Source organism: Dehalococcoidia bacterium, from assembly GCA_035574915.1.
Lineage (GTDB): Bacteria > Chloroflexota > Dehalococcoidia > DSTF01 > WHTK01 > DATLYJ01.
The window spans coordinates 1-18,467 of sequence record DATLYJ010000121.1 but is presented as its reverse complement, the minus strand read 5'-3'; the positions used below and the strand labels follow the sequence as shown (position 1 = coordinate 18,467).

The 18,467-nt window shown below is 68.3% G+C and carries 21 protein-coding genes and 3 tRNA genes; 8 read left to right on the top strand and 16 right to left on the bottom strand.

Annotation, left to right across the window (positions count from 1 at the left end):
• Positions 1-3 precede the first annotated feature (3 nt).
• The 3 genes from VNN10_11420 to VNN10_11410 form a co-directional block, all read right to left on the bottom strand.
• A tRNA-Thr gene (locus VNN10_11420) sits at positions 4-79 on the bottom strand.
• 2 nt (positions 80-81) lie between these two features.
• Positions 82-169 (bottom strand) — tRNA-Tyr (locus tag VNN10_11415).
• Positions 170-282: 113 nt separating this feature from the next.
• Positions 283-357: transfer RNA gene (locus tag VNN10_11410), tRNA-Thr, on the bottom strand.
• Positions 358-628: 271 nt separating this feature from the next.
• Between VNN10_11410 and msrA the strand changes: the two genes are divergently transcribed.
• On the top strand, positions 629-1,171 hold the full coding sequence (gene msrA, locus VNN10_11405) for a peptide-methionine (S)-S-oxide reductase MsrA (protein ID HXH22630.1): 543 nt from the start codon (positions 629-631) through the stop codon (positions 1,169-1,171).
• An 18-nt stretch (positions 1,172-1,189) separates the two neighbouring features.
• Here msrA and VNN10_11400 read toward each other — a convergent pair whose 3' ends face one another.
• The 4 genes from VNN10_11400 to VNN10_11385 form a co-directional block, all read right to left on the bottom strand.
• On the bottom strand, positions 1,190-1,891 hold the full coding sequence (locus VNN10_11400; GenBank protein HXH22629.1) for a Type 1 glutamine amidotransferase-like domain-containing protein: 702 nt from the start codon (positions 1,889-1,891) through the stop codon (positions 1,190-1,192).
• Positions 1,888-2,379 carry a nitroreductase gene (locus VNN10_11395; protein ID HXH22628.1) on the bottom strand — a complete coding sequence of 164 codons (492 nt, stop codon included), beginning with the start codon at positions 2,377-2,379 and terminating at the stop codon, positions 1,888-1,890. The genes VNN10_11400 and VNN10_11395 overlap by 4 nt, the downstream gene beginning before the upstream one ends.
• A 111-nt stretch (positions 2,380-2,490) precedes the next feature.
• Positions 2,491-3,576 (bottom strand): Ldh family oxidoreductase, encoded by a 1,086-nt coding sequence (locus VNN10_11390; protein HXH22627.1) that lies wholly within the window; start codon positions 3,574-3,576, stop codon positions 2,491-2,493.
• A 168-nt stretch (positions 3,577-3,744) separates the two neighbouring features.
• A complete protein-coding gene (locus VNN10_11385; protein HXH22626.1) occupies positions 3,745-4,542 on the bottom strand; it encodes an aldolase/citrate lyase family protein in 798 nt (265 codons plus the stop codon).
• Between the two features lie 87 nt (positions 4,543-4,629).
• Between VNN10_11385 and VNN10_11380 the strand changes: the two genes are divergently transcribed.
• The 3 genes from VNN10_11380 to VNN10_11370 all read left to right on the top strand — a co-directional run bounded on the left by VNN10_11380 (position 4,630) and on the right by VNN10_11370 (position 6,506).
• Positions 4,630-5,553 carry an NAD(P)-dependent oxidoreductase gene (locus VNN10_11380; protein HXH22625.1) on the top strand — a complete coding sequence of 308 codons (924 nt, stop codon included), beginning with the start codon at positions 4,630-4,632 and terminating at the stop codon, positions 5,551-5,553.
• Positions 5,554-5,712: 159 nt separating this feature from the next.
• On the top strand, positions 5,713-5,997 hold the full coding sequence (locus VNN10_11375; protein ID HXH22624.1) for a GYD domain-containing protein: 285 nt from the start codon (positions 5,713-5,715) through the stop codon (positions 5,995-5,997).
• A gap of 68 nt (positions 5,998-6,065) precedes the next feature.
• The gene (locus VNN10_11370) at positions 6,066-6,506 is read left to right on the top strand and encodes a GNAT family N-acetyltransferase (protein HXH22623.1); all 441 of its coding nucleotides are present in this window, start codon (positions 6,066-6,068) and stop codon (positions 6,504-6,506) included.
• A 321-nt stretch (positions 6,507-6,827) separates the two neighbouring features.
• Here VNN10_11370 and VNN10_11365 read toward each other — a convergent pair whose 3' ends face one another.
• From VNN10_11365 to VNN10_11335, 7 genes are all read right to left on the bottom strand, one after another.
• Positions 6,828-7,991 carry a TIGR00730 family Rossman fold protein gene (locus VNN10_11365; protein ID HXH22622.1) on the bottom strand — a complete coding sequence of 388 codons (1,164 nt, stop codon included), beginning with the start codon at positions 7,989-7,991 and terminating at the stop codon, positions 6,828-6,830.
• A gap of 122 nt (positions 7,992-8,113) precedes the next feature.
• Entirely contained in the window at positions 8,114-8,986 is an 873-nt protein-coding gene (ispH, locus tag VNN10_11360) for a 4-hydroxy-3-methylbut-2-enyl diphosphate reductase (GenBank protein ID HXH22621.1), read from the bottom strand.
• Positions 8,983-9,666 (bottom strand): lysophospholipid acyltransferase family protein, encoded by a 684-nt coding sequence (locus tag VNN10_11355; GenBank protein HXH22620.1) that lies wholly within the window; start codon positions 9,664-9,666, stop codon positions 8,983-8,985. Before VNN10_11355 ends, ispH begins: the two co-directional genes overlap by 4 nt.
• Before the next feature lie 94 nt (positions 9,667-9,760).
• Positions 9,761-10,480 (bottom strand): (d)CMP kinase, encoded by a 720-nt coding sequence (gene cmk, locus VNN10_11350; GenBank protein ID HXH22619.1) that lies wholly within the window; start codon positions 10,478-10,480, stop codon positions 9,761-9,763.
• A 51-nt stretch (positions 10,481-10,531) separates the two neighbouring features.
• Entirely contained in the window at positions 10,532-11,887 is a 1,356-nt protein-coding gene (locus VNN10_11345) for a hypothetical protein (protein HXH22618.1), read from the bottom strand.
• Positions 11,884-12,390 (bottom strand): NUDIX hydrolase, encoded by a 507-nt coding sequence (locus VNN10_11340; GenBank protein ID HXH22617.1) that lies wholly within the window; start codon positions 12,388-12,390, stop codon positions 11,884-11,886. The genes VNN10_11345 and VNN10_11340 overlap by 4 nt, the downstream gene beginning before the upstream one ends.
• Positions 12,391-12,393: 3 nt before the next feature.
• Positions 12,394-13,131, bottom strand: a complete 738-nt coding sequence (locus VNN10_11335) for a PIG-L deacetylase family protein (GenBank protein HXH22616.1) — start codon at positions 13,129-13,131, stop codon at positions 12,394-12,396.
• 106 nt (positions 13,132-13,237) lie between these two features.
• Between VNN10_11335 and VNN10_11330 the strand changes: the two genes are divergently transcribed.
• Positions 13,238-13,882, top strand: coding sequence for a Rieske (2Fe-2S) protein (locus VNN10_11330; GenBank protein ID HXH22615.1), 645 nt, complete (start codon positions 13,238-13,240; stop codon positions 13,880-13,882).
• 59 nt (positions 13,883-13,941) lie between these two features.
• Here VNN10_11330 and sppA read toward each other — a convergent pair whose 3' ends face one another.
• Positions 13,942-14,802: a signal peptide peptidase SppA gene (gene sppA, locus VNN10_11325; protein HXH22614.1), complete on the bottom strand. Its 861-nt coding sequence runs from the start codon at positions 14,800-14,802 to the stop codon at positions 13,942-13,944.
• Positions 14,803-14,923: 121 nt separating this feature from the next.
• Here sppA and VNN10_11320 point away from each other — a divergent pair, with 121 nt between their 5' ends.
• Genes VNN10_11320 through VNN10_11310 form a run of 3 tightly spaced genes read left to right on the top strand, consistent with a single transcriptional unit; the run spans position 14,924 to position 18,113 of the window.
• Positions 14,924-16,573, top strand: coding sequence for a PEP-utilizing enzyme (locus VNN10_11320; protein ID HXH22613.1), 1,650 nt, complete (start codon positions 14,924-14,926; stop codon positions 16,571-16,573).
• A gap of 6 nt (positions 16,574-16,579) precedes the next feature.
• Positions 16,580-17,167 carry an AAA family ATPase gene (locus VNN10_11315; GenBank protein HXH22612.1) on the top strand — a complete coding sequence of 196 codons (588 nt, stop codon included), beginning with the start codon at positions 16,580-16,582 and terminating at the stop codon, positions 17,165-17,167.
• Positions 17,154-18,113 carry a cyclase family protein gene (locus VNN10_11310; protein ID HXH22611.1) on the top strand — a complete coding sequence of 320 codons (960 nt, stop codon included), beginning with the start codon at positions 17,154-17,156 and terminating at the stop codon, positions 18,111-18,113. The genes VNN10_11315 and VNN10_11310 overlap by 14 nt, the downstream gene beginning before the upstream one ends.
• 28 nt (positions 18,114-18,141) lie before the next feature.
• Here the strand turns inward: VNN10_11310 and VNN10_11305 are convergent, their stop codons facing one another.
• Positions 18,142-18,270 (bottom strand): hypothetical protein, encoded by a 129-nt coding sequence (locus VNN10_11305; GenBank protein HXH22610.1) that lies wholly within the window; start codon positions 18,268-18,270, stop codon positions 18,142-18,144.
• Positions 18,271-18,467: the final 197 nt, after the last annotated feature.

The window sequence follows — 18,467 nt, the reverse complement described above, 5'->3', positions numbered from 1 at the left end:
CCGTGGAGCCCACAATCGGATTCGAACCGATGACCTCGCCCTTACCAAGGGCGTGCTCTGCCTGCTGAGCTATGTGGGCGGTGGTGCCAGGGGCAGGATTCGAACCTGCGTAGCCCGTCAGGGCAACGATTTTACAGACCGTCGGTTTTAGCCACTCACCCACCCTGGCGTCTTCTCTCTAAGGCCGATGGAAGCTTGGCAGTCGTGGCCCGTCGCCTGAGCGACCTTTAGCCGGCGCTCTAACCCCCGACTTCTACCTTCCAACTCCTCTCGCACGAACTGTGGAGCCCAAGGAGGGATTCGAACCCTCAACCTACCGATTACAAATCGGTTGCGCTACCGTTGCGCCACTCGGGCCCCGATCCTGCCCCTCCGGAGGACACGCCCGTCCGGGATTACGCTCCCTACCGGCGCGCTCCCGAAAGGAGCCTGTCGCGGGCAAACGCCTTGGGACGTTTCGGGCGCAACAAAATTAGACCCCCGGAGTTCGGGGCTCGAATCGAGTATAGAAAGCGCCCACTGGCGCGTCAATAGAATTTAGACGCAGGGCGGGCTCGCCGTGCGGGGAAGGCGGCGAGGCGCTCGGGCCGCTACAATCGGCTCACGGGACTTGGAACAGGAGGATGGCATGACGGAGAAGGCGACCCTGGCTGGCGGCTGCTTCTGGTGCACCGAGGCCGTCTTTCGCCGGCTCAAGGGCGTCCATTCCGCGGTCCCCGGTTACACCGGCGGCCACGTCCCCAACCCGAGCTACGAGGCCGTCTGTGATGGTTCCACCGGGCATGCCGAGGCGGTCGAGATAACCTTCGACCCGGACGTCATCTCCTACCGCACCCTTCTCGATGTCTTCTTCCACCTCCACGACCCCACTACCCTCAACCGGCAGGGAGAGGACTACGGCACCCAGTACCGCTCCGCCATCTACTACCACGATGAAGACCAGCGGCGGACAGCAGAAGAAGTCATCGCCGAAGTGAACGCCTCCGGCGTCTATCAAGACCCTGTCGTCACGGAGGTCAAGCCCGCCTCGGAGTTCTATCCGGCGGAGAGCTACCACCGCGACTACTACGAGCGGAACCGGATGCTGAACCCGTACTGCATGATCGTGATCGACCCGAAGATCCGGAAGCTCTACCAGGACTACGGGGACCTCGTAAACGTCAGAGACTGATCGGCCTCCTGGCCTCCTTCACGCCGCTGGCTCCGGTGGGCCAAGCGGCGATTGGCCAGAAGAGTAGCGGCGGAGGCCAGCGCCGTCGAGGACGGTCACCATACCTGGCCCCGCGACCGCCCAGCCGGACGCCGGCGACCAGACAAGGGCGGTCGATTCGTCGATGCCGAGTCCGACCAGGCCCTCGGCGGCCAGCGCCTCCCGCGCGCGCTCCACTGCGTGCGCCTCCCAGCGGTTGAAGTGCGGCAAAATGACGCACCCCGGCAGCAGGCGGAGGGCGTCTGCCCAGTCGCCGCGGAGGAATATGCGCTCGCCGAGGACCATGGCCCCGGCGCTCGAGCCGCCGAGGCCCATGCCGGCGCGCCAGCGCCCGGCCAGCGCCTGCCACGCCGGCGAGCCGGCCAGCGTCGCCGCCAGGTGGAGTGGGTTCCCGCCGGCGAAGTAAGCGAAGTCCAGCTTCGAGATCTGGTTCAGCACTCGCTCCTCGGCCGTGGTGGCCCGCGTGGTCACCATCACCGGTTCCGCGTGGGTGGCAAGACGGCGGAAGTGCGCCGCGCCGTTCGCCGCCGCCCTGTCCGGGCGCTCGTCGTTCGCCGTCGGGAACACGCCCACCCGAGGGACGCCGATGCTCCTCGCCGCCAGCCAGGCGCGGTCAGCCGCGGCCATACGCTCGTCGAACTCGGCGCCACCGGCGAGGATCACGGGTCCGAGCGCGCTCACCAGCGCTCCCAGTGCACCAGTTCGTCCAGGCGGCGCCGGCTCTGACCGCGTGATAGCGGCGTAGAGGGGTCCGGGTAGCCGAAACACACCACCATGTGCACCTCGAACTCATCCGGCGCGCCGACGGCCTTGCGGCCCTCATCCACGCGCTGAATGCCGACGGGACAGGAGGTGATCCCCTCGTTCCAGGCCGCGAGCATCATGTTCTGCGCCGCGCGGCCGACGTCGAAGGGACGCCAGCCCTCCTGGAGGAGTATCGCGACGACCAGCGGCGCCGACCGCATCGGCGCCGTGAAGTCGCCGCAGGCCGCCAGCCGCTCGATGCCCACGCGGTCGCGCATCACGATGAAGCGGCAAGGCTGGCTGTTCTTCGAGCTGCCCGCCATGCGCCCGGCGTTCAGGATGCGGTGCACGATTTCGTCGGGGATGGGCCGGTCCAGATAAGCCCTCGTATCTCGCTTGGAAATGATCGCCTTATATGTGTCCATAGTGGTCGTCGTGATTGCCGGGGAATCGGCCACAGATTAGCACGGATTCGCGCAGATTATTTCGCTCCTGCATGGACGCCGGATGTGTGTCCGTAGGGCAGGGCTTGCTCGCTAGGCCGCCGGCAGGTCGAGGTCGAATTCGATCCCCAGGTCGGCGCACATCTTGCGCAGGCTCTCGATGATCGAGGGGTGGTAGGGGATGCCGTGCTTGCGGCAGTCCGCTTCGAACTCGGCCTCCGGCTCGCCGGCGAAGGTCAGGGGCCCGGCGCCTGGCAGGCGCGGGGCGGCGCGTAACGTCGCTTTCATCGAGTCCATCTGGTCGTAGAAGGACTCGATTGTCGTGAAGGCATCGATGCGCAAGGCGCCGAAGAAGTGGTTCGCGGCGCGCTGCGGCAGTTCAGCGCTCGAGTGGCCGCCGCTGAGAATGCCCGTGAGGATATCGACCATGATGGCCAGGCCGAAGCCCTTCCACGCGCCCGTCTCGATGTAGCTCCCCAGGGGCAGGATCCCGCCGCCGCGCTCGGGATTGTAGTACTGGAGCGGGTCCATGATGGGCTTGCCTTCGCCGTCGATCGCCCAGCCCTCCGGTACCGGCTTGCCGCGCCGCCGGGCGATCTCGAACTTGCCCGCGGCGACCACGGAGGTGGCCATGTCGAGGCACCAGGGCGCCTGCGGCGGACGCATCGGCGCGGCAACCGACATGGCGTTGAGTCCATACGCTCGCTTCGACCCGCCTGGCGGCACGACGCCGTTGCCGCCAGTCGTCATCGAGATGCCGATCATGTTCTCCGGCACCGCCATGAGGGCATAGGGCGAGGCCGGACCATGGTGCGTGCTGTTGCGCACGCTGACCATGCCGACGCCGGTCTCGCGCGCCTTCTGGATCGCGAGCCGCATGGCGATCGTGCTCGCCACGAAGCCGAGGCCTCCGTCGCCGTCCACCGTCGCCGCGGAGGCCGTCTCCTGGACGACGCGGACCCTGGGGTTGACGTTCAGCAGCCCCTGCCTGGCGCGGTTGACGTAGAAGTCAGCGAAGCGCGCGAAGCCGTGCGACTCGATGCCGCGCAGGTCCGAAGTGAGGAGGACGTCTGCCGTCCAGCGCGCGTGCTCTTCCGGCACGCCGGCACACACCAGCGCCCGCACGCCCAGCGCGTGCAGGCGGTCCGGGTCTACTCTGATGTCGCCTTCGTCCGCCATGGTTCCTCCCCGTAGGCCCTCCGTCTCGGGACGCCGCGCCGCCGGTCATTCTGAGGCCATGAATGCCGGAGAGTGTCGCGCGCCCGCGTCCTCGCCCATCGCCAGTCCTGCCCTCCGCCGATGTTCCCGGCTACCGCGCCGCAATGGCGGAGATTGTGCCGCAGGCGGCTACCCGTAAGGGTTGCCACTCCCGGGCGATTGCGCAACCGCGCCCTTCATCTCCGCCAGCAGGCGCGAGGCGTGCGCCGACACTCCGGCGACGTCTGAGGTGAGCATCACCATCTTGAACCCTTCGCTGGCCTTGGCAGCCGCGAACTTCGAGCTCGCGCAGTGGATGCCCGGGATGACGCCGTGGCGCTCGCAGGCTTCGCGGATGCGCCCGACGGTCGCCACGTGCTTCGGGTCATCGTTGTCCCCCCGGGGCGGCAAGCCGATCGCCAGGCTCAGGTCAGCGGGGCCTATGTACGCGGCGTCGACGCCCGGCGTGCCCAGGATCTCGTCCAGCTTCTCGATCGCCTCCGCGGTCTCGATCATGACGACGCACGCGACCTCGGCGTTGGCCTCGCTGGCATAGCCGGCGCCGGCGTAAAGGGTCACGCGATTGGGGCCGAAGCTGCGGATGCCATCGGGGGGATAGCGGCAGGCGGCGACGGCCGCCTCGGCCTCACGACGGTTGTTCACCATGGGCACGATGATGCCGTAGGCGCCCGCGTCCAGGTACTTCATGATGATCGAGGGCTCATTCCAGGGCACGCGGACGAAGGGCACCGTGTCCGTGGTCGAGATAGCCTGCAGCATGGGCACGGCGGCGGAGTAGTCGATCATGCCGTGCTGGGTGTCGACGCAGAGCCAGTCGAAGCCCTGGTGGGCCATGATCTCGGCCGTGTAGGTGCTGGGTATCGAAAGCCAGCCGCCGACCGCGACCTTGCCCTCCCGCCACTTCTGCTTGACTGCGTTCCGTCTCATGCCTGCCTCTCTCCGTGTTGAGCGCTCCGCCGCGTCGAACGATGATGCGAGCGTCAGAGTATCACTCACGAAGGCGGAGGTGGCGCAATGCGCGTTGGCTTCATTGGGCTGGGGATCATGGGACGGCCGATGGCGAAGCACCTCATCGCCGCCGGCCATCAGCTTACGGTCTGGAACCGCAGCCGGGCCGGTATAGAAGCGCTCGTCACGGCCGGCGCGGCTGAGGGCGCTTCGCCCGCGGACGTCGCCTCGCGGAGCGATGTGGTCATCACCATGGTCGGCGACTCCCCGGATGTCGAGGAGGTCGCCCTGGGCGAACGCGGCATCATCCACGGCGTCGGGGAGGTGTTTGACCGCGAAGCCCGCATCGGCGACCGGGGGCCGCGCCTGGTTCACATCGACATGTCGACGATCTCGCCGGAGGTCACGCGCCGGATCGCCAGCGAGTACGCCAGGGCCCACATCGAGATGCTCGACGCGCCGGTGAGCGGCGGCGAAACCGGCGCGATCAACGCGACGCTGTCGATCATGGTTGGCGGCAAACGCGAGATCTTCGAGCGCTGCCGCCCCCTGTTCGAGGCGATGGGGCGCACGGTGACCTACTGCGGCCCGATCGGCGCGGGGCAGACCGTGAAGCTGTGCAACCAGGTGCTGGTGTCCGTGACGAACATGGCCGTCTGCGAGGCCCTCGTGCTGGCCAAGAAGGCCGGCGTCTCCCCCTCAGTCATGCTCGAGGCGGTATCGGGCGGCGCGGCCTCGTCGTGGCAGCTCCTGAACCTGGCGCCGAAAATGATCGCGCGCGACTTCCGCCCCGGCTTCAAGGTCTGGCACCAGGAGAAAGACCTGCGCCTGGCCCTGGAGGTCGCCCGCGAGGCAGCCTTGCCTCTGCCCGCGACGGCGCTGGTGAGCCAACTCTTCGCCTCGGTCCACGCCGCGGGCTTCCAGGACGAGGGAACCCAGGCCCTGGTGAAAGCGCTCGAGAAGCTAGGCCACGTGACGGTGGAAGACTAGGAGCATTTCCGGGCAGCCGGGCATCCGGCCTTGTGCGGCCAGCGCTGCGCCGCCAGCCCGCCCCGGTTGTAGTCTCTCCTTCCCGATCCCTGAGACCCGACAACCCGATTGACGCCGGTGCTACGATTGTGGCCCCGGGGGAGGAAGGAGTCTTCTCTCATGCCTCACTACGTGGTCCTCTACAACTTCACGGACGCCGGACGCAAAAGCATCAAGGACACGGTCAAGAGAGCGCAGGAGATCCGGCAGGAGAACGAGTCGCGGGGGTTCAAGGTCATCGGGCACTACTGGACCCAGGGCCGGTATGACCTCGTGACGGTCGTCGAAGCGCCGAGCGAGGAGGCGATGATGAAGGGCCTTTTCAGCATTGCCGAGGCCGGCAACGTCTCCAGCGAGACCCTGCGCGCCTTCACCGATGACGAAATGATGCGCATCCTGAGCTAGAGCTAGCCACCTCCGCCGCAGCCAGGAGCAGCTCGCGGCGTTCCGCCTTCCCCGCCTGGAGGTGTGACATGGTCGAGATCCGGCCCGGACGTCATGCCGACCACGACGCCGTGCAGCGCCTGTGGCGGGAATCGGGCATGCCCGCCGCCACGGAATCGGAGTGGGCCGCGCTCTGCGGCGGCGGGAGCGCCAGCCTGCTGGTGGCCGAGGACGACGGGAGGGTCGTCGGCGCCGCGGTAGTCGCCTACGACGGCTGGCGGGCCTTCGTCTCGCACGTCGCCGTAGCCCCGGAGGCCCGGCGGAGCGGCATCGGCAGCCGCCTCCTCGCCGAAGCCGAGCGCCAGCTGAAGGAGCGCGGCGCCCCGCTGGTCTTCGCGCTCGTGAAGGAGAGCATGACGGACGGGCTGGCCCTGCTGGGCGCCTCTGGCTACGAGCCCGAGGGCGACATTGCTTTCGTCAAGCCGCTGGGCGGCAAGCGCACCTGGCCGCGCCTGGTCAGCGAGCGCTGACGGCGCGAGCCTGCCCCCACCGCGTCATTGCGAGCCCGCAGGGCGAAGCAACCTTTGGCGCTACGGACGCAGTCGCCGCCGGCGCGAAGGCCGCCACCCCACCGTCATTGCCAGCCCGCAGGGCGAAGCAACCTTTGGCGCTACGGACGCAGCCGCCGCTGGCGGAAAGGCAGCCACCCCCACCCGTCATTGCCAGCCCGCAGGGCGAAGCAAGCCTTGGCGCTACGGACGCAGTCGCCGCCGGCGGAAAGGCAGCGTCAACGCTAGCGAGCGGGCACGGGACCTCAGCCGTCGACCGCCCGGCCGTTCAAGTGATGGCCCCTACAGCTTGTTGAGCTCGTCGATCAGCTGTCGGAGGCGGCCGTAGGCATGCGACGGGAAGAACGCAAGGCGGGCAGCCTCCAGGTCGTCCTCATCTCTTAGCTCGGGTGCCGTGGGCGGGATGACCTCGAAGGCGCCGTGGTCGAGGAGGTCAGCGAAGTCAGCGTTGAGGGCGCGCAGCGCCGCCTCGTCCGGGGCGCGGTTCAGGCGCAGCACCAGGCGGTCGCCGACGAAGCGCGCGGAGCGGTAGTTCGAGTAGAAGCGCTCGATCTCCGCGACCGCCTCGGACACGCTCGCGGCCACCCTGTAGAGGCTGAGGTCATCGGCGGAGATAAAACCGCGTCGCAGCACCTGGGCGCGGATGAACTCGTCCCATGTCCTCCAGTAGGTGCTGCCGTCCGGCTCCAACAGGACTACAGGGTGGAGGTCGCTCTTGCCAGTCTGGACCAGGGTCAGCAGCTCGAAGGCCTCGTCCAGGGTGCCCCAGCCGCCAGGCAGCAGCACGAACGCCTTCGACTCCTTCATGAACGTGACCTTGCGGGTGAAAAAGTACTTGAAGTTGATCAGCTTGCCGTCCCGGGCGATGTAGACGTTGGCCGGATTCAAGAACGGCAAGCGTATGTTGGCGCCGAAGCTCTGGCTGGCGCCCGCGCCCTCGTGCCCGGCCGCCATGATGCCGGGGCCGGCGCCGGTGATGACCATCCAGCCGCGGGACGCCATCTCGCGGGCGAAGTCACGGGCGGCGATATAGGCCGGGTCGCCGGGCATCACCCGCGCGGAACCGAAGATGCTGACCTTGGGCAGGTGCTGGTAGGGCGCAAAGACGCGGAATGAGTAGGCAAACTCCTTCATCGCCGCGTTCACCAGCTTCAGTTCAGCGCGGGTCGAGCCCTGCAAGACAAGCCGCAGGCTGGTAGTCATCAACTCGCGCAGGAGGTCAGCCTCCTGCGTCTCGACGCGCTCGACCACGTCCTGCACCAGGCGGTCGAGCTCGGCGCTGCCGGTCGAGTAGATGCGCCGGGCTACGGGACCGCCCGGCCGGCGCGAGGCCGGCTCCAGCGGCTCGATCGACCCGGGCTCCTCTTCCTCGCTCTCGGCGATCAACCCGCTATCGAGGGCGCCCTCCGTGAGCTCGAGCTCGGGGGTGGCTTCTGATTCACTCACGGTTCCATGATGGCACAGGCTTCCCTCGTGGGCTGCGTCTGTCGCAGGGCGCCAGCATCACGGGCGTTCCGGGGGCGCGCAGGCCGCGCGAGCGAGTACGGGCAGGCGCCGGGGTGCCGGGGTCAGGGCGATGCCGCAGGCGCCGAGGCCAGCGCCTCCAGCCTCGCCACCACTTCCTCGATCGCGTAGTCGGGCGTGGAGGCGCCCGCGGTCACGCCGACGGCCGCGCGGCCGCGCAGCCACTCCGGCTCGATCTCATCGGCGCGTTCGATGTGGTAGGTCTCCACGCCGCACTCGCGAGAAACGTCGGCCAGATGGCGGGTGTTCGCGCTTTCGCGCCCGCCGACGACGATCATGAGGTCAACCTGCCCCGCCAGCTCCATGGTCGCCGCTTGCTGCGACGTCGTGGCGTGACAGAGGGTGTTGATGACCCGCAATTCGGAGATGCGCTCCATGTTCGTCTCGAACAGCTTTTTCACGAAGCTGCTGAAGCGCTGCTCCGTCTCCGTGGTCTGCGAGAGGACCCCGATGCGGGACGGGAAGTCCGCGGGCAGCTCGCCCGGCTCCTGGTGCGCGGGCACCACCAGCACCTTGCCGTTCGCCCAGCCAAGGACGCCACGCATCTCTTTGTGGTTCGGGTCCCCGAATACCACCAGGCCATAGCCCTCGTCCGTCAGCTTCTTCGCCCACTGCTGGGAGCGGGTGACGATGGGACACGTGGTGTCGAAGATCTCGACACCGGCCTGTTCCAGTCCCTCGATCACGTTGCGGGCCACGCCGTGGGCCGTGATCGCGACGGGCTTGTCGCGCGCCTCGGAGACGTCTGTGATCACCTCGAGGCCCTGCGAGCGCAGTTTCTCGACGACCTGGGGGTTGTGCACCACCGACCCGAGGCTGACCATCTGGCCCCGCTCCGCGACCGCCTCCTCCATCATCTCGACGGCGCGGCGGACGCCGAAGCAAAAACCCATCTCTCTCGCGCGTAGGATTTTCATGTCTGGCCCCGGGCCGCGTGCTCACCGGCCCCCGCTTCCTCTCCATAATATCCCCGGTACTCGGGAGGCAGAAGCGCGGCTATACGCCGCATGATCAGGTCCGCCCCGGCAGCGGACGCCTCCGTATTGATCCGTGGCACGGGGTCGAGACGAAATGGCTCGCCGATCGTGAGGGTGACCCTGCGGCGCCTGAGCACCCGCAGGAACATCCCGGGCATCCCCATGTCCTGGCTGCCCGTGATGGCGCAGGGCAGGATGAGGGCATTGTTGCGCAGGGCAATGAGGCCGGCCCCCGGCCAGGCGGGCCCGAGACGAGCTGCCTCACCGGCGCGCGTGCCCTCCGGGAACAGTACCAGGGCCAGGCCACGCCTCAGAGTCTCGTGCGAGCGCCGGAGCGCTGAGAGGTCGGCCTCGCGTCTCCGCACGGGGAAGGCGCCGTAGAGGCGCAGGGCCTGCGCGAGCACGGGGATCCGGAAGAGCTCCGCCTTCGCCATGAACACCAAGCGTCTGGGGATGCGCGTCGCCAGCACGCCCGGGTCGGCGTCATTCAGGTGGTTGGAGGCGATGAGTAGCGGGCCCGTTCGCGGCACATTCTCTACCCCGCGCACTTCGATGGTCGCGTACAGAGGCATGAGGAACCAGCGGACGAAGTAAGTAACGAGCCAGTAGAACCAGGCCATCACCGGCCTCGGGCAAGGCGCGCCAACGGCAAGTGAAGGGCCAGCGGCAGCGCCGGCCCTCTCCGCCGTCGAGGCAAGAGGGGGCGTCTCGCGGTCATGGTCGTATGCCGGCGACCTCTCGGACCTTCGCGACGACCTCGTCCAGCGTGAGGTCGTCCGTGGCGATGACAACCGCGTCGGGAGCAGGGCGCAGGGGCGAGGCGTGGCGGTTCATGTCCATGCGGTCGCGGTTCTCCAGCTCCTCGCGGATCTCCTCCAACGGCCTCTCGTTGCCGGCCTCCTTCAGCTCCAGGTAGCGCCGCCGCGCCCGCTCGCCCGCCGAGGCGTCCAAGTAGATCTTGACGGGAGCATCCGGCAGGACAACGGTGCCAATGTCGCGCCCAAGCATTATGATGCGGCCCTCCGCCGCCAGAGCGCGCTGCCGCTGCACCATCGCCCGGCGCACCCCGGGGATGCGAGATACCACCGACACCGTGCGGTCGACCTCCGGCGTGCGCAGGAGGCGCGTGATGTCCTCGCCCTCCGCCTTCACGGTGGCGAGGTCGTCATCCGTGGGCTGGCCCAGCTCTATGTCCGCTTTCTCGGCCAGGGAGATGACTCCTGCCTCGTCCTTAGGGTCGAGCCCGTGCTTGAGGACGAGGTATGTGATTGCCCGGTACATCATGCCGGTATCGACGAGACGGTAGCCTAGTTCGCGGGCCAGGCGCAGGCCCACTGCCGTCTTGCCGGACGCCACCGGGCCATCGATTGCGATAAGGCCCGCTGCCGCGGGCCTCTGGTCTCGGGGATCTGTGCCGGAGTGTGAGTCAGTCAAGTCGAGCAGATTATATGAAAGGCCCTGCAGAGGGCATAGCGGCGCCCGTCCTCAGGGCAGGCCCAGGGCTGTCGCCGCTGTCCGCACGGAGGCGTCGTCCGTCCCCACGAGCAGCGTCACGCTATCGCCGGCCAGCGCGGCGCGCAGGGACTTGCCTCCCGAGCGCCAGTAGACGTTCGACTGCGAGGCTGACGCCGAGACGCTGCCACGGGAACGCGTGTTCAGGGAGCGGAGGAACGCCTCCCAGAACTCGCGCGCCTCGGACTCGCTATCCCAGAGCGTCTCGACGTGGATCAGGCGGGCGCCGTCGTTACGGCCGTAGAGCGACCACCGGTCGCCGCCCCAACCCGCGGCCGCGCGCTTTACAGCCGCCGTGTCACTTACGCCGAGCAAAAGGAGGTTCTGAAGGCCGAACTCGCCGATGGTGCCGGAGTAGCGCTCGCTCCAGCCCGAGCCAAGGTCGGCGGCAAGCGGCCTCAAGTCGACGCGCCGCGGCTCCTCTCGCGCCAGATACTTCTCAGGATGCAACACCTGCTCGGTGCTGCGCGGAAGGTCCTTGAAGATGCTGTCCACACCCTCTGGCAGGCGTGAGGCGACGCTAGCGATGAGGCAACGTCCGTCGGAGTAGGGCGCCAGCAGCTCTCGCTGCACCACGACCGGGATGTTGGAGAGGGTGTTGACGTTGAAGCTGGCATCGTTGCAGTTGGCGGCCGGGTTCGCGGCGGCGGCGGGGCTGAGGAACTCGGTCTCGACGCCGCGGGCGTCACCCTCGACTACGTCCGTAAACGCCATGTACCGGTCCCAGTCGTCACGGATACGGAGGTCGATGGCGTTGAGGTCATAGTGCTGGTCCTGCAGGGCATGCACGATCTCGTGCACGATGGTCGTTCGGGTGACCACCGAGGTGAGCCCGAGGTCCTGCAGGACGAAGAGCGCCTTGACGTCAGGGTCGTAGAAGCCGAGCACGGCGCCGCGCAGGAGCGAGATCTGGAGTTGCAGCAAGTCGGCGTCGTCCGGGATCAGGCCGAGGAGGCGGTAGACTTCTTGACGGCGGGCCAACGCTACCTTGTCGCCCTCATCCAGAGTCCCCTCCAGATAGTCCGCCGCGGCATCCCGCCCGATGAGACGCATATGCAACGGCGCAAGGGGCTCCAGCTTCCGCAGCTGCGCCGTGCGGCGCACGAGGTCTTCCAGGACCTGTGCCTGCTCCGGCGGGAAGACCACGCCCGGGAGCGGCCGCGGCGTGGGCGTGTCCGCCGGCAGGGGAGACGGGCTTACCTGGGTCGCGGTCGGGCTGTCGGCCGGCGGCGGAGGCGGTCGGTCATCGTCGCCGTCACGGCAGGAGGCCAGCGACAGTACCAGAGCCGCTGCCAGTGTGGCAAAAAGCCGGCAGCCCCGCAGTCTCACGCCCGGCCCCTGGCCCAGGCGTCGAGGATGGCCGCGTCGTGGGGGAAGGCCAGCTCCGGCAGGGCATCGGGCGGGAATACGGCCACCTCGAGGCACTCGTCGCCGCACTCCAGGCGGCCGCCGCTGGCGTGGCCGGCGTAGGCGACGAAAATCGTGCGCTCACCGCGGGCGGAGTACACGCCGAGAAGGCGGTCAATCGTGACCTCGACGCCGGTCTCCTCCTGTACCTCGCGCGCCGCCGCCTCCTCCAGCACTTCCCCTGCGTCGACAAAGCCCGAGGGGAAGGACCAGCGCCCGATTTGCGGCTCATGATTGCGGCGCGCCAGCAGAATGCCGCCGTCCATCTCCACTACCACGCCGACGGCAACCTTGGGGTCATCGAAGTGCACATGGCCGCAGTCGGGGCAGACGAGGCGCTGCTTCCCGAAGGCCTCCCTCGTCTCCAGCCGGGCGCCGCAATTGATGCAGTAGGACGCGCCCGGCCCTGCCGGTTCGCCGCTCATGTCCTAGAACCACATCTGTACGCGCCGGAAGGACTCGATGTAGCGTCCTTCTGGCGTCCGCCATATGTTCAGGGCGCTTCGGACGAAGTCCTCCTGGAACTGGGTCTTGTGGAGCAGCAAGGCCTGCGCTTTCTTCTCGATGACATCCGTGATGTCTACCTGAAACGTCGCCTTCTCGGACCCCCAGATGTAGATCTCGCTGACCTTGTGCGGCTGCAGCCCTTGCTCGATGTGCTCCGGAAAGTTGAGGCGATCCCTTGCCGCCGGATAGACGGCGTCGACAGCCGTCAGGCCGGTTGCGCGGTGGTCTGAGTGGTTGACGAAGGACTCCCGCACGATCACTGCCTCGGGGTCATGCGTGAACACGGCGTGGGGACGGATCATGCGGATGTGACGAACCACGTCGCCGAGAAACGAGCGCGACGGCCTGAGCTCGCCGTCCACATAGTCGAGGAAGAAGACGTCCTTCACGCCGAGAAACTTCGCCGCCTCCCGCTGCTCCGCGCGGCGCAGGCGCACGAGGTCGGCCGGCGTCAGCGAGGGGTCGTCCGAACCCTTGGAGCCGTCGGTGCAGACCAGGTAATAGAACTCCCAGCCCTGTCGCGACCACAGGTGCGCCGTGCCGGCTGCGCCGAAGTCGGCGTCGTCCGGGTGGGCCGCGATGACAAGCGCGCGCTTTACGCCGTCCAGCGTTGGCTCTTGCTGCGGCACGCGCGCCAGCCCTTCCAGGTTCGATGTCAATGCTTGCTCCCAGGACGGTCGAGACTGCGGAGCGGTGCTACCACGCGCCTGACTCTATGGTAAGGGCCTTCCGCGGCGGCTCACAACGAGCTATGATCCCGTCGCGATGGCCGCTCGTTCGCGCGCGGCTCCCGAGCGCCTGGTGCTGCTTGTCGCGGCCGCTACATTCCTCCTGCTCGCGGCCGCCGTCGGCGTAGCCTTTCTGTGGCCGGCGTCCGCAGGGCCGCTGACAGCCGGGCGGACGGGACAGGCGCTCTCAGGGGAGATCACTGCCGGCCGGGTCAACGACATCCCTCTCCGCGAACCCGTTCAGATAACGCAAGGCCGGCTCTGGCTCGTGCGGCTCGACGGCGAGCGGTTCATTGCCCTGTCCTGGCGCGACCCACACCAGGGCTGCACCGTGCCCTGGCGCCCTGAGTTCGAGTTTCTCGGGACCAGGGGCTGGTTCCGCAATCCCTGCCACGGCCAGACCTACGATCTCGAGGGCTATTGCCGCTTCGGCACGTGCGAGCGAGGACTCGACCGTTTTGCCGTCCGGACCGTCCAGGGCAAAGTGCTCATCGACACGCGAAGGGTCATACCCGGGCCAGAAAGACGGCCGGAGCACTGCCTGGACGCCTATCCGACAGTCTGCCTGCCGCCCCAGCCGACTAGTTTCAGGTGTCAGCCGCTGTACGCCGGGATGGTAGTGCTGCCTCCTGACCCGTTAGGCCTGGACCCGGACGGTGACGGCCTCGGCTGCGAACCCTGACACCACAGTGATGCGCGGCCGCACCCTGCCGGAATGCCCGCATGCCCGATTGCCCGAACCTAGAGGCGCTGATAATAGACGCGCGTCTGCAGGCGGTCCTCGATCTGGCCGGCGAGCTCGGCGGCAAAGGACGAGGCGGCCAGGGACGTGAGCATGTCCCGCAGGCCCCGCCTGGGGCGCACCCACACCGGCCTGCGAGGCGTCTTGCCCAGCTCTGCGGCCAGGTCGATGGCATGCTCGAGGTCGCCCAGCTCATCGACCAGGCCAAGCTCCTTCGCCTTGCGGGCCGTGAACACCTCTCCCGTAGCAACGGCTCTCGCCTGCTCCCGGTCCATGTGCCGGCCTTCCATGACGGCTTCCAGGAACTGCTCGTAGAGGTCGTCTACCAGCTCCTGCTCCTTCTGTTGCTCCTCCGGAGTGGGCGGCCGGAACATGCTGCCCATGTCCTTGAACTTGTCCGACTTGGTCACGGACATCTTGAGGCTCAGGCGGTCCATCGCCTCGTAGAGCAGGGGCCGCATCGAGATGACGCCAATCGAACCGATGAGCGCGCTGGGGATGGCGACGATCTTCTGGGCCGCACAGGCGAACAGATAGGCGCCCGAAGCGCCGGTGCCGCGGATGAAGGCCACTACCGGCTTCTTGCGGGCGAGCGCCTGGACCGAGAGATGGAGGAAGTTCGAGGCCGTGGCTGAGCCTCCCGGCGAGTCGATATCGAGCACGACGCTGCGCACGCGGTCGTTCTCGGCCAGAGAGCGGAGGAGCTTGGCGTAGTCGGCCGCCCTGAGCCGGGGCCCAATGGTGCCCTCCATCTCCACCACCGCGATCTGCTGCACCCGCTTCGCGCCGAACCCCAATGCGATCATCTCTGTAGTTACCTCGCTCCTCCGAGTGTAGGTAGCGCCCGTGAACGCGGTCAAACCGCACTCCGTGCCTGCGCCCATCTCCCTCCCGTCATCGGACGGGAAGGGCGAAGGCCCGATACGTCTGGGCCGCGGACGGGCGCATGCTAGACTGCGGCCCAAGGCCGGGAGGTGGAGCATGGTCGCAGCGGAGCTGCGGGAGTTTCCGGTTGCCTGGCGCCGGCCCGAGGACGCCGAGAAGCTCTGGGCCTGGGACGGCATGCACTGCCCCAGGCCGCTGACGCCGCTCTCCATCGAGTTCGCGGTGGCACTCGCGCGCAGCGGCGTCTTCGAAGACAGGGGCGCCAGTCCTGACGACCCGCCCGTGATGTTCGTGAACGGCTACTTCTACCAGCGGTTCCAGCCCCCCGACCCGAACGCCGCGACCGATCCCAGGACCCAGGCGGCTGAGAGGCGCGCGGCCGAGGAGGCGCCCCGGGTAGCGCGCCTGTGGCAGCGGCGCTGGCTGCCGCAGATACGGCGGGTCTGCCGCGAGATACTGGCCACGGACTACGACGCGATGTCCACGGCCGAGCTCCAGGCGGCGCTGAGGCGGGCGATCGACAGGGCCGGCCGCGCCTTCGCCCTGACTCTTCGCGCCGCCGCGCCCATGTCCGCGGGCGTCCAAAACCTGTACGAGTTCTGCGAAAAGGAGTTCGGGCCGGAGGGCGTAGCGCTCGCCGGTGAATCGATCCAGGGCTACAACAACGCATCGTTCGCGGCGGATGCCGCGCTGTGGCAGGTCGCCCGCCGGGCAGAGGACCTTGGCCTCGCTTCGTTGCTCCTGTCGTCTCCGCCGGAAAGGCTTCCGACGGCGCTCGAAGCTTTACCGGCTGGACGAGAGCTGCTGGCGGCCCTGAGGACCTACCTCAATCGCTTCGGCTGGCGCACCCCGACCTGGTGGGAGCTGTCAGAGCCTCCCTGGCGAGAGGCGCCTCAGGTCGCGTTGACGGAGGTCGCTCGCATCCTGAGGGAAGGGATCGAAGACCCGCGTCTCAAGGCCCGCGCCGTGATCGCCCGGCGGCGTGCCGCCTTGCGGCGCATCCGCGCCCGGCTCGAGGGCGCGAAGCGGGCGGAGTTCGATGCCCTGTGGAGGACAGCCAAACAGTTCGTGCCCGTGAGCGAAGGCCGCGCCCTCTGGCAGCTCAGCCTCAGCGGCTATCTGCGGCTGCCGGCGTTGGCCCTGGGCAGGGCGCTTGTCCGGGACGGAGCGCTGGATGACCAGAACGACATCTTCTACCTGAGCCTGGACGACCTCTCCTCCGGAGACCCGGCCGGCTGGCGCACCCTGGTGGCGGAGCGGCGCCGCGACCGCGATCGCTGGCGCGTCATCGTGCCGCCGATGACCATTGGCCGGATGCCACCCCCTCCGCCAGCGGAAGGAGGCGCGGATCAGGCAGGGACCGTGGCGCTGCCGTTTGGCGTTCGCATGGTCTCCGGCTTCGGCGCGGAGCGCAGCGCTGACGAGCGCCTCCTCAAGGGCAACGCTGCCAGCCCCGGCGTCGCGAGCGGCAGGGCTTGCGTCGCCGAGACGGTCGAGGCTGCCGAAAGGCTACAGCCGGGCGACATCCTCGTCTGCCGCTTCACGACCCCCTCCTGGGCGCACCTCTTCTCCCGCGCGGCAGCCATCGTCGCCGACTCGGGCGGAGTGCTCTCGCACTGCGCGATCCTGGCGCGGGAGTACGGCATCCCCTGCGTCGCCGGTGTGCGCGTAGCCACGCGGCGGATCCGAGACGGCATGATGCTGACAGTAGACGGCACCCAGGGCATCGTACGGCTGGAGGACTGAGTCTTCGTGGCGGCTGACGTCTGGCTCATCAGCGGCATACCCGGCTCGGGAAAGTCCACCACGGCGCGGCTCCTGGCGGAGCGATTCGACCGCAGCGTCCACATCGAAGGGGACCTCCTTCACGACTGGGTGGTCCGCGGCAAAGTCGGGCCCGGCGACGAGCCGGCCGGCGAGTCGAAGCGCCAGATACGCCTTTGTGTCCGCAACCAGTGCCTCCTGGCGCGCTCGTTCGCTGAGGCCGGGTTTACGGCCATCGTCGACTACGTCATCGAGAATCCGGCGGCCCACCTGTCGCAGCTCCCCGGCCTCTCAGTGCGGTTCGTGGTGCTTTCGCCGGGGAGGGAGGCCGCCATCGCGCGCGACAGGGACCGGCCGCAGAGCATCCGCCACCGGGCGAAGCACGGAGTCTCCATCGCCGAGCGTTTCGCATATCTGGAGGAGGGCTTCCTCGGCAGCCGGGGCCGAGGTCTCTGGCTGGACACGCGAGCACTGACGCCAGAGCAAGCTGTCGAGGCGATACTCGAGCGGCAGGACGAAGCCCTGATTCAGAGGGCCATCCCAGAGGACCAGGAGAAGCCACATGCCGGTACCTGAGCGTCTTCCGTCATACAGAGAGCTTCTGGCGCGGGAGGGCGCGCCGCCCGGCTCCGCCTGGGGCGTCTTCGGGACCGACGACCAGGTGGGCTGCGTGAACCTGATGACGCCGGAGAAGGCGGTCGAAGCGGCGCGGCTGGTGAGGACCGGCAAGTCCTTCGCCCTGAACTGGGAGTTCGAGTTGCCCAACCCGGCGCTCTTTCGCCGCGGCAACCTGCGTCACACGATCACGGGCCAGGGCGCCGGACGCGACGACATCATCGACAACTTCTACCCTCAGGCGTCGTCCCAGTGGGACGGCCTGACCCATGTCGGCCATCCCCAGTACGGCTTCTACAACGGAGTGACCGCTGACCAGATCACCGGCCGGGAGGGCACTCGCAACGGCATCGAGCACTGGGCTCGCCGCGGCATGGTGACACGCGGCGTCCTGCTGGACATGGCCCGCTACCTTGCCTCGCAGGGCACGCCCGTCGCCGGTAACGAGGCGCGCCGGTTCAGCGTCGATGAGCTCGAGGCTGCGCGCCAGGCCCAGGGCGTCGAGATCCGCCAGGGCGACGTGCTGCTGATCCGCAGCGGCTGGATGGAGTGGTACCTGAACGCGTCGCCCCAGGAGCGCTTCGCTATCACCAACGTCCAGAACCTGCACGCGCCGGGCATCGCCGCTACCGAGGACATGGCCGAGTACCTGTGGGACCTGCACGTCGCCGCCGTCGCGGGGGACCACCCCTCGCTCGAGGCCTGGCCGCCCACGCCCGAGACGGGCGGTTTCCTGCACCAGCGCCTCATCGGCCTCCTCGGCATACCCATCGGCGAGCTGTGGTACCTCGAGGCGCTGGCGGCCGACTGTGCCGCTGACGGTGTCTACGAGTTCATGTTCACTTCGGCGCCGCTGAACATCCTCGGCGGCGTCGGCTCCCCACCCAATGCCATCGCGATCAAGTAGGAGCCGCTAGCCGCGCCGGTGCCACGCCTTACGCTGAAGCCCCGCTGACCGCGTTCCCGACCTCCTTCGGCGTGACCTCGCCGTGGAAGGGCAGCTCCCGCAGGCGCGCCGCCGCCTCCGGCTCGATGCCAATGCCAAGGCCATCGGCGATGCGCACGAGGTGGTTCGCGTGAGAGGGCGGGTTTCCCCGCCCCCTCTCCTTGCCGGAGAGTTGGAGGTCCCCTAACGTTCAGGCATGAAGCACTGCGGCCAATGCGGCGCGCTTCTGGCGGATGCCGGCGCCGCCTCTGGGCACGCCCACAAGCTCTGCCCTGCCTGCGGCTGGCGTTGGTACGACCCGCCCGTGCCCGTAGT

Excerpts from the sequence above, each read along its gene's own strand:
- VNN10_11380 (HXH22625.1), top strand. The coding sequence starts at position 4,630 with ATGCGCGTTGGCTTCATTGGGCTGGGGATCATGGGACGGCCGATGGCG.
- ispH (HXH22621.1), bottom strand. The coding sequence starts at position 8,986 with ATGAAAATCCTACGCGCGAGAGAGATGGGTTTTTGCTTCGGCGTCCGC.
- msrA (HXH22630.1), top strand. The coding sequence starts at position 629 with ATGACGGAGAAGGCGACCCTGGCTGGCGGCTGCTTCTGGTGCACCGAG.
- VNN10_11330 (HXH22615.1), top strand. The coding sequence starts at position 13,238 with ATGGCCGCTCGTTCGCGCGCGGCTCCCGAGCGCCTGGTGCTGCTTGTC.
- VNN10_11385 (HXH22626.1), bottom strand. The coding sequence starts at position 4,542 with ATGAGACGGAACGCAGTCAAGCAGAAGTGGCGGGAGGGCAAGGTCGCG.
- VNN10_11355 (HXH22620.1), bottom strand. The coding sequence starts at position 9,666 with ATGGCCTGGTTCTACTGGCTCGTTACTTACTTCGTCCGCTGGTTCCTC.
- VNN10_11320 (HXH22613.1), top strand. The coding sequence starts at position 14,924 with ATGGTCGCAGCGGAGCTGCGGGAGTTTCCGGTTGCCTGGCGCCGGCCC.
- VNN10_11370 (HXH22623.1), top strand. The coding sequence starts at position 6,066 with ATGGTCGAGATCCGGCCCGGACGTCATGCCGACCACGACGCCGTGCAG.
- VNN10_11395 (HXH22628.1), bottom strand. The coding sequence starts at position 2,379 with ATGGACACATATAAGGCGATCATTTCCAAGCGAGATACGAGGGCTTAT.
- VNN10_11390 (HXH22627.1), bottom strand. The coding sequence starts at position 3,576 with ATGGCGGACGAAGGCGACATCAGAGTAGACCCGGACCGCCTGCACGCG.
- VNN10_11310 (HXH22611.1), top strand. The coding sequence starts at position 17,154 with ATGCCGGTACCTGAGCGTCTTCCGTCATACAGAGAGCTTCTGGCGCGG.
- VNN10_11340 (HXH22617.1), bottom strand. The coding sequence starts at position 12,390 with ATGAGCGGCGAACCGGCAGGGCCGGGCGCGTCCTACTGCATCAATTGC.
- VNN10_11375 (HXH22624.1), top strand. The coding sequence starts at position 5,713 with ATGCCTCACTACGTGGTCCTCTACAACTTCACGGACGCCGGACGCAAA.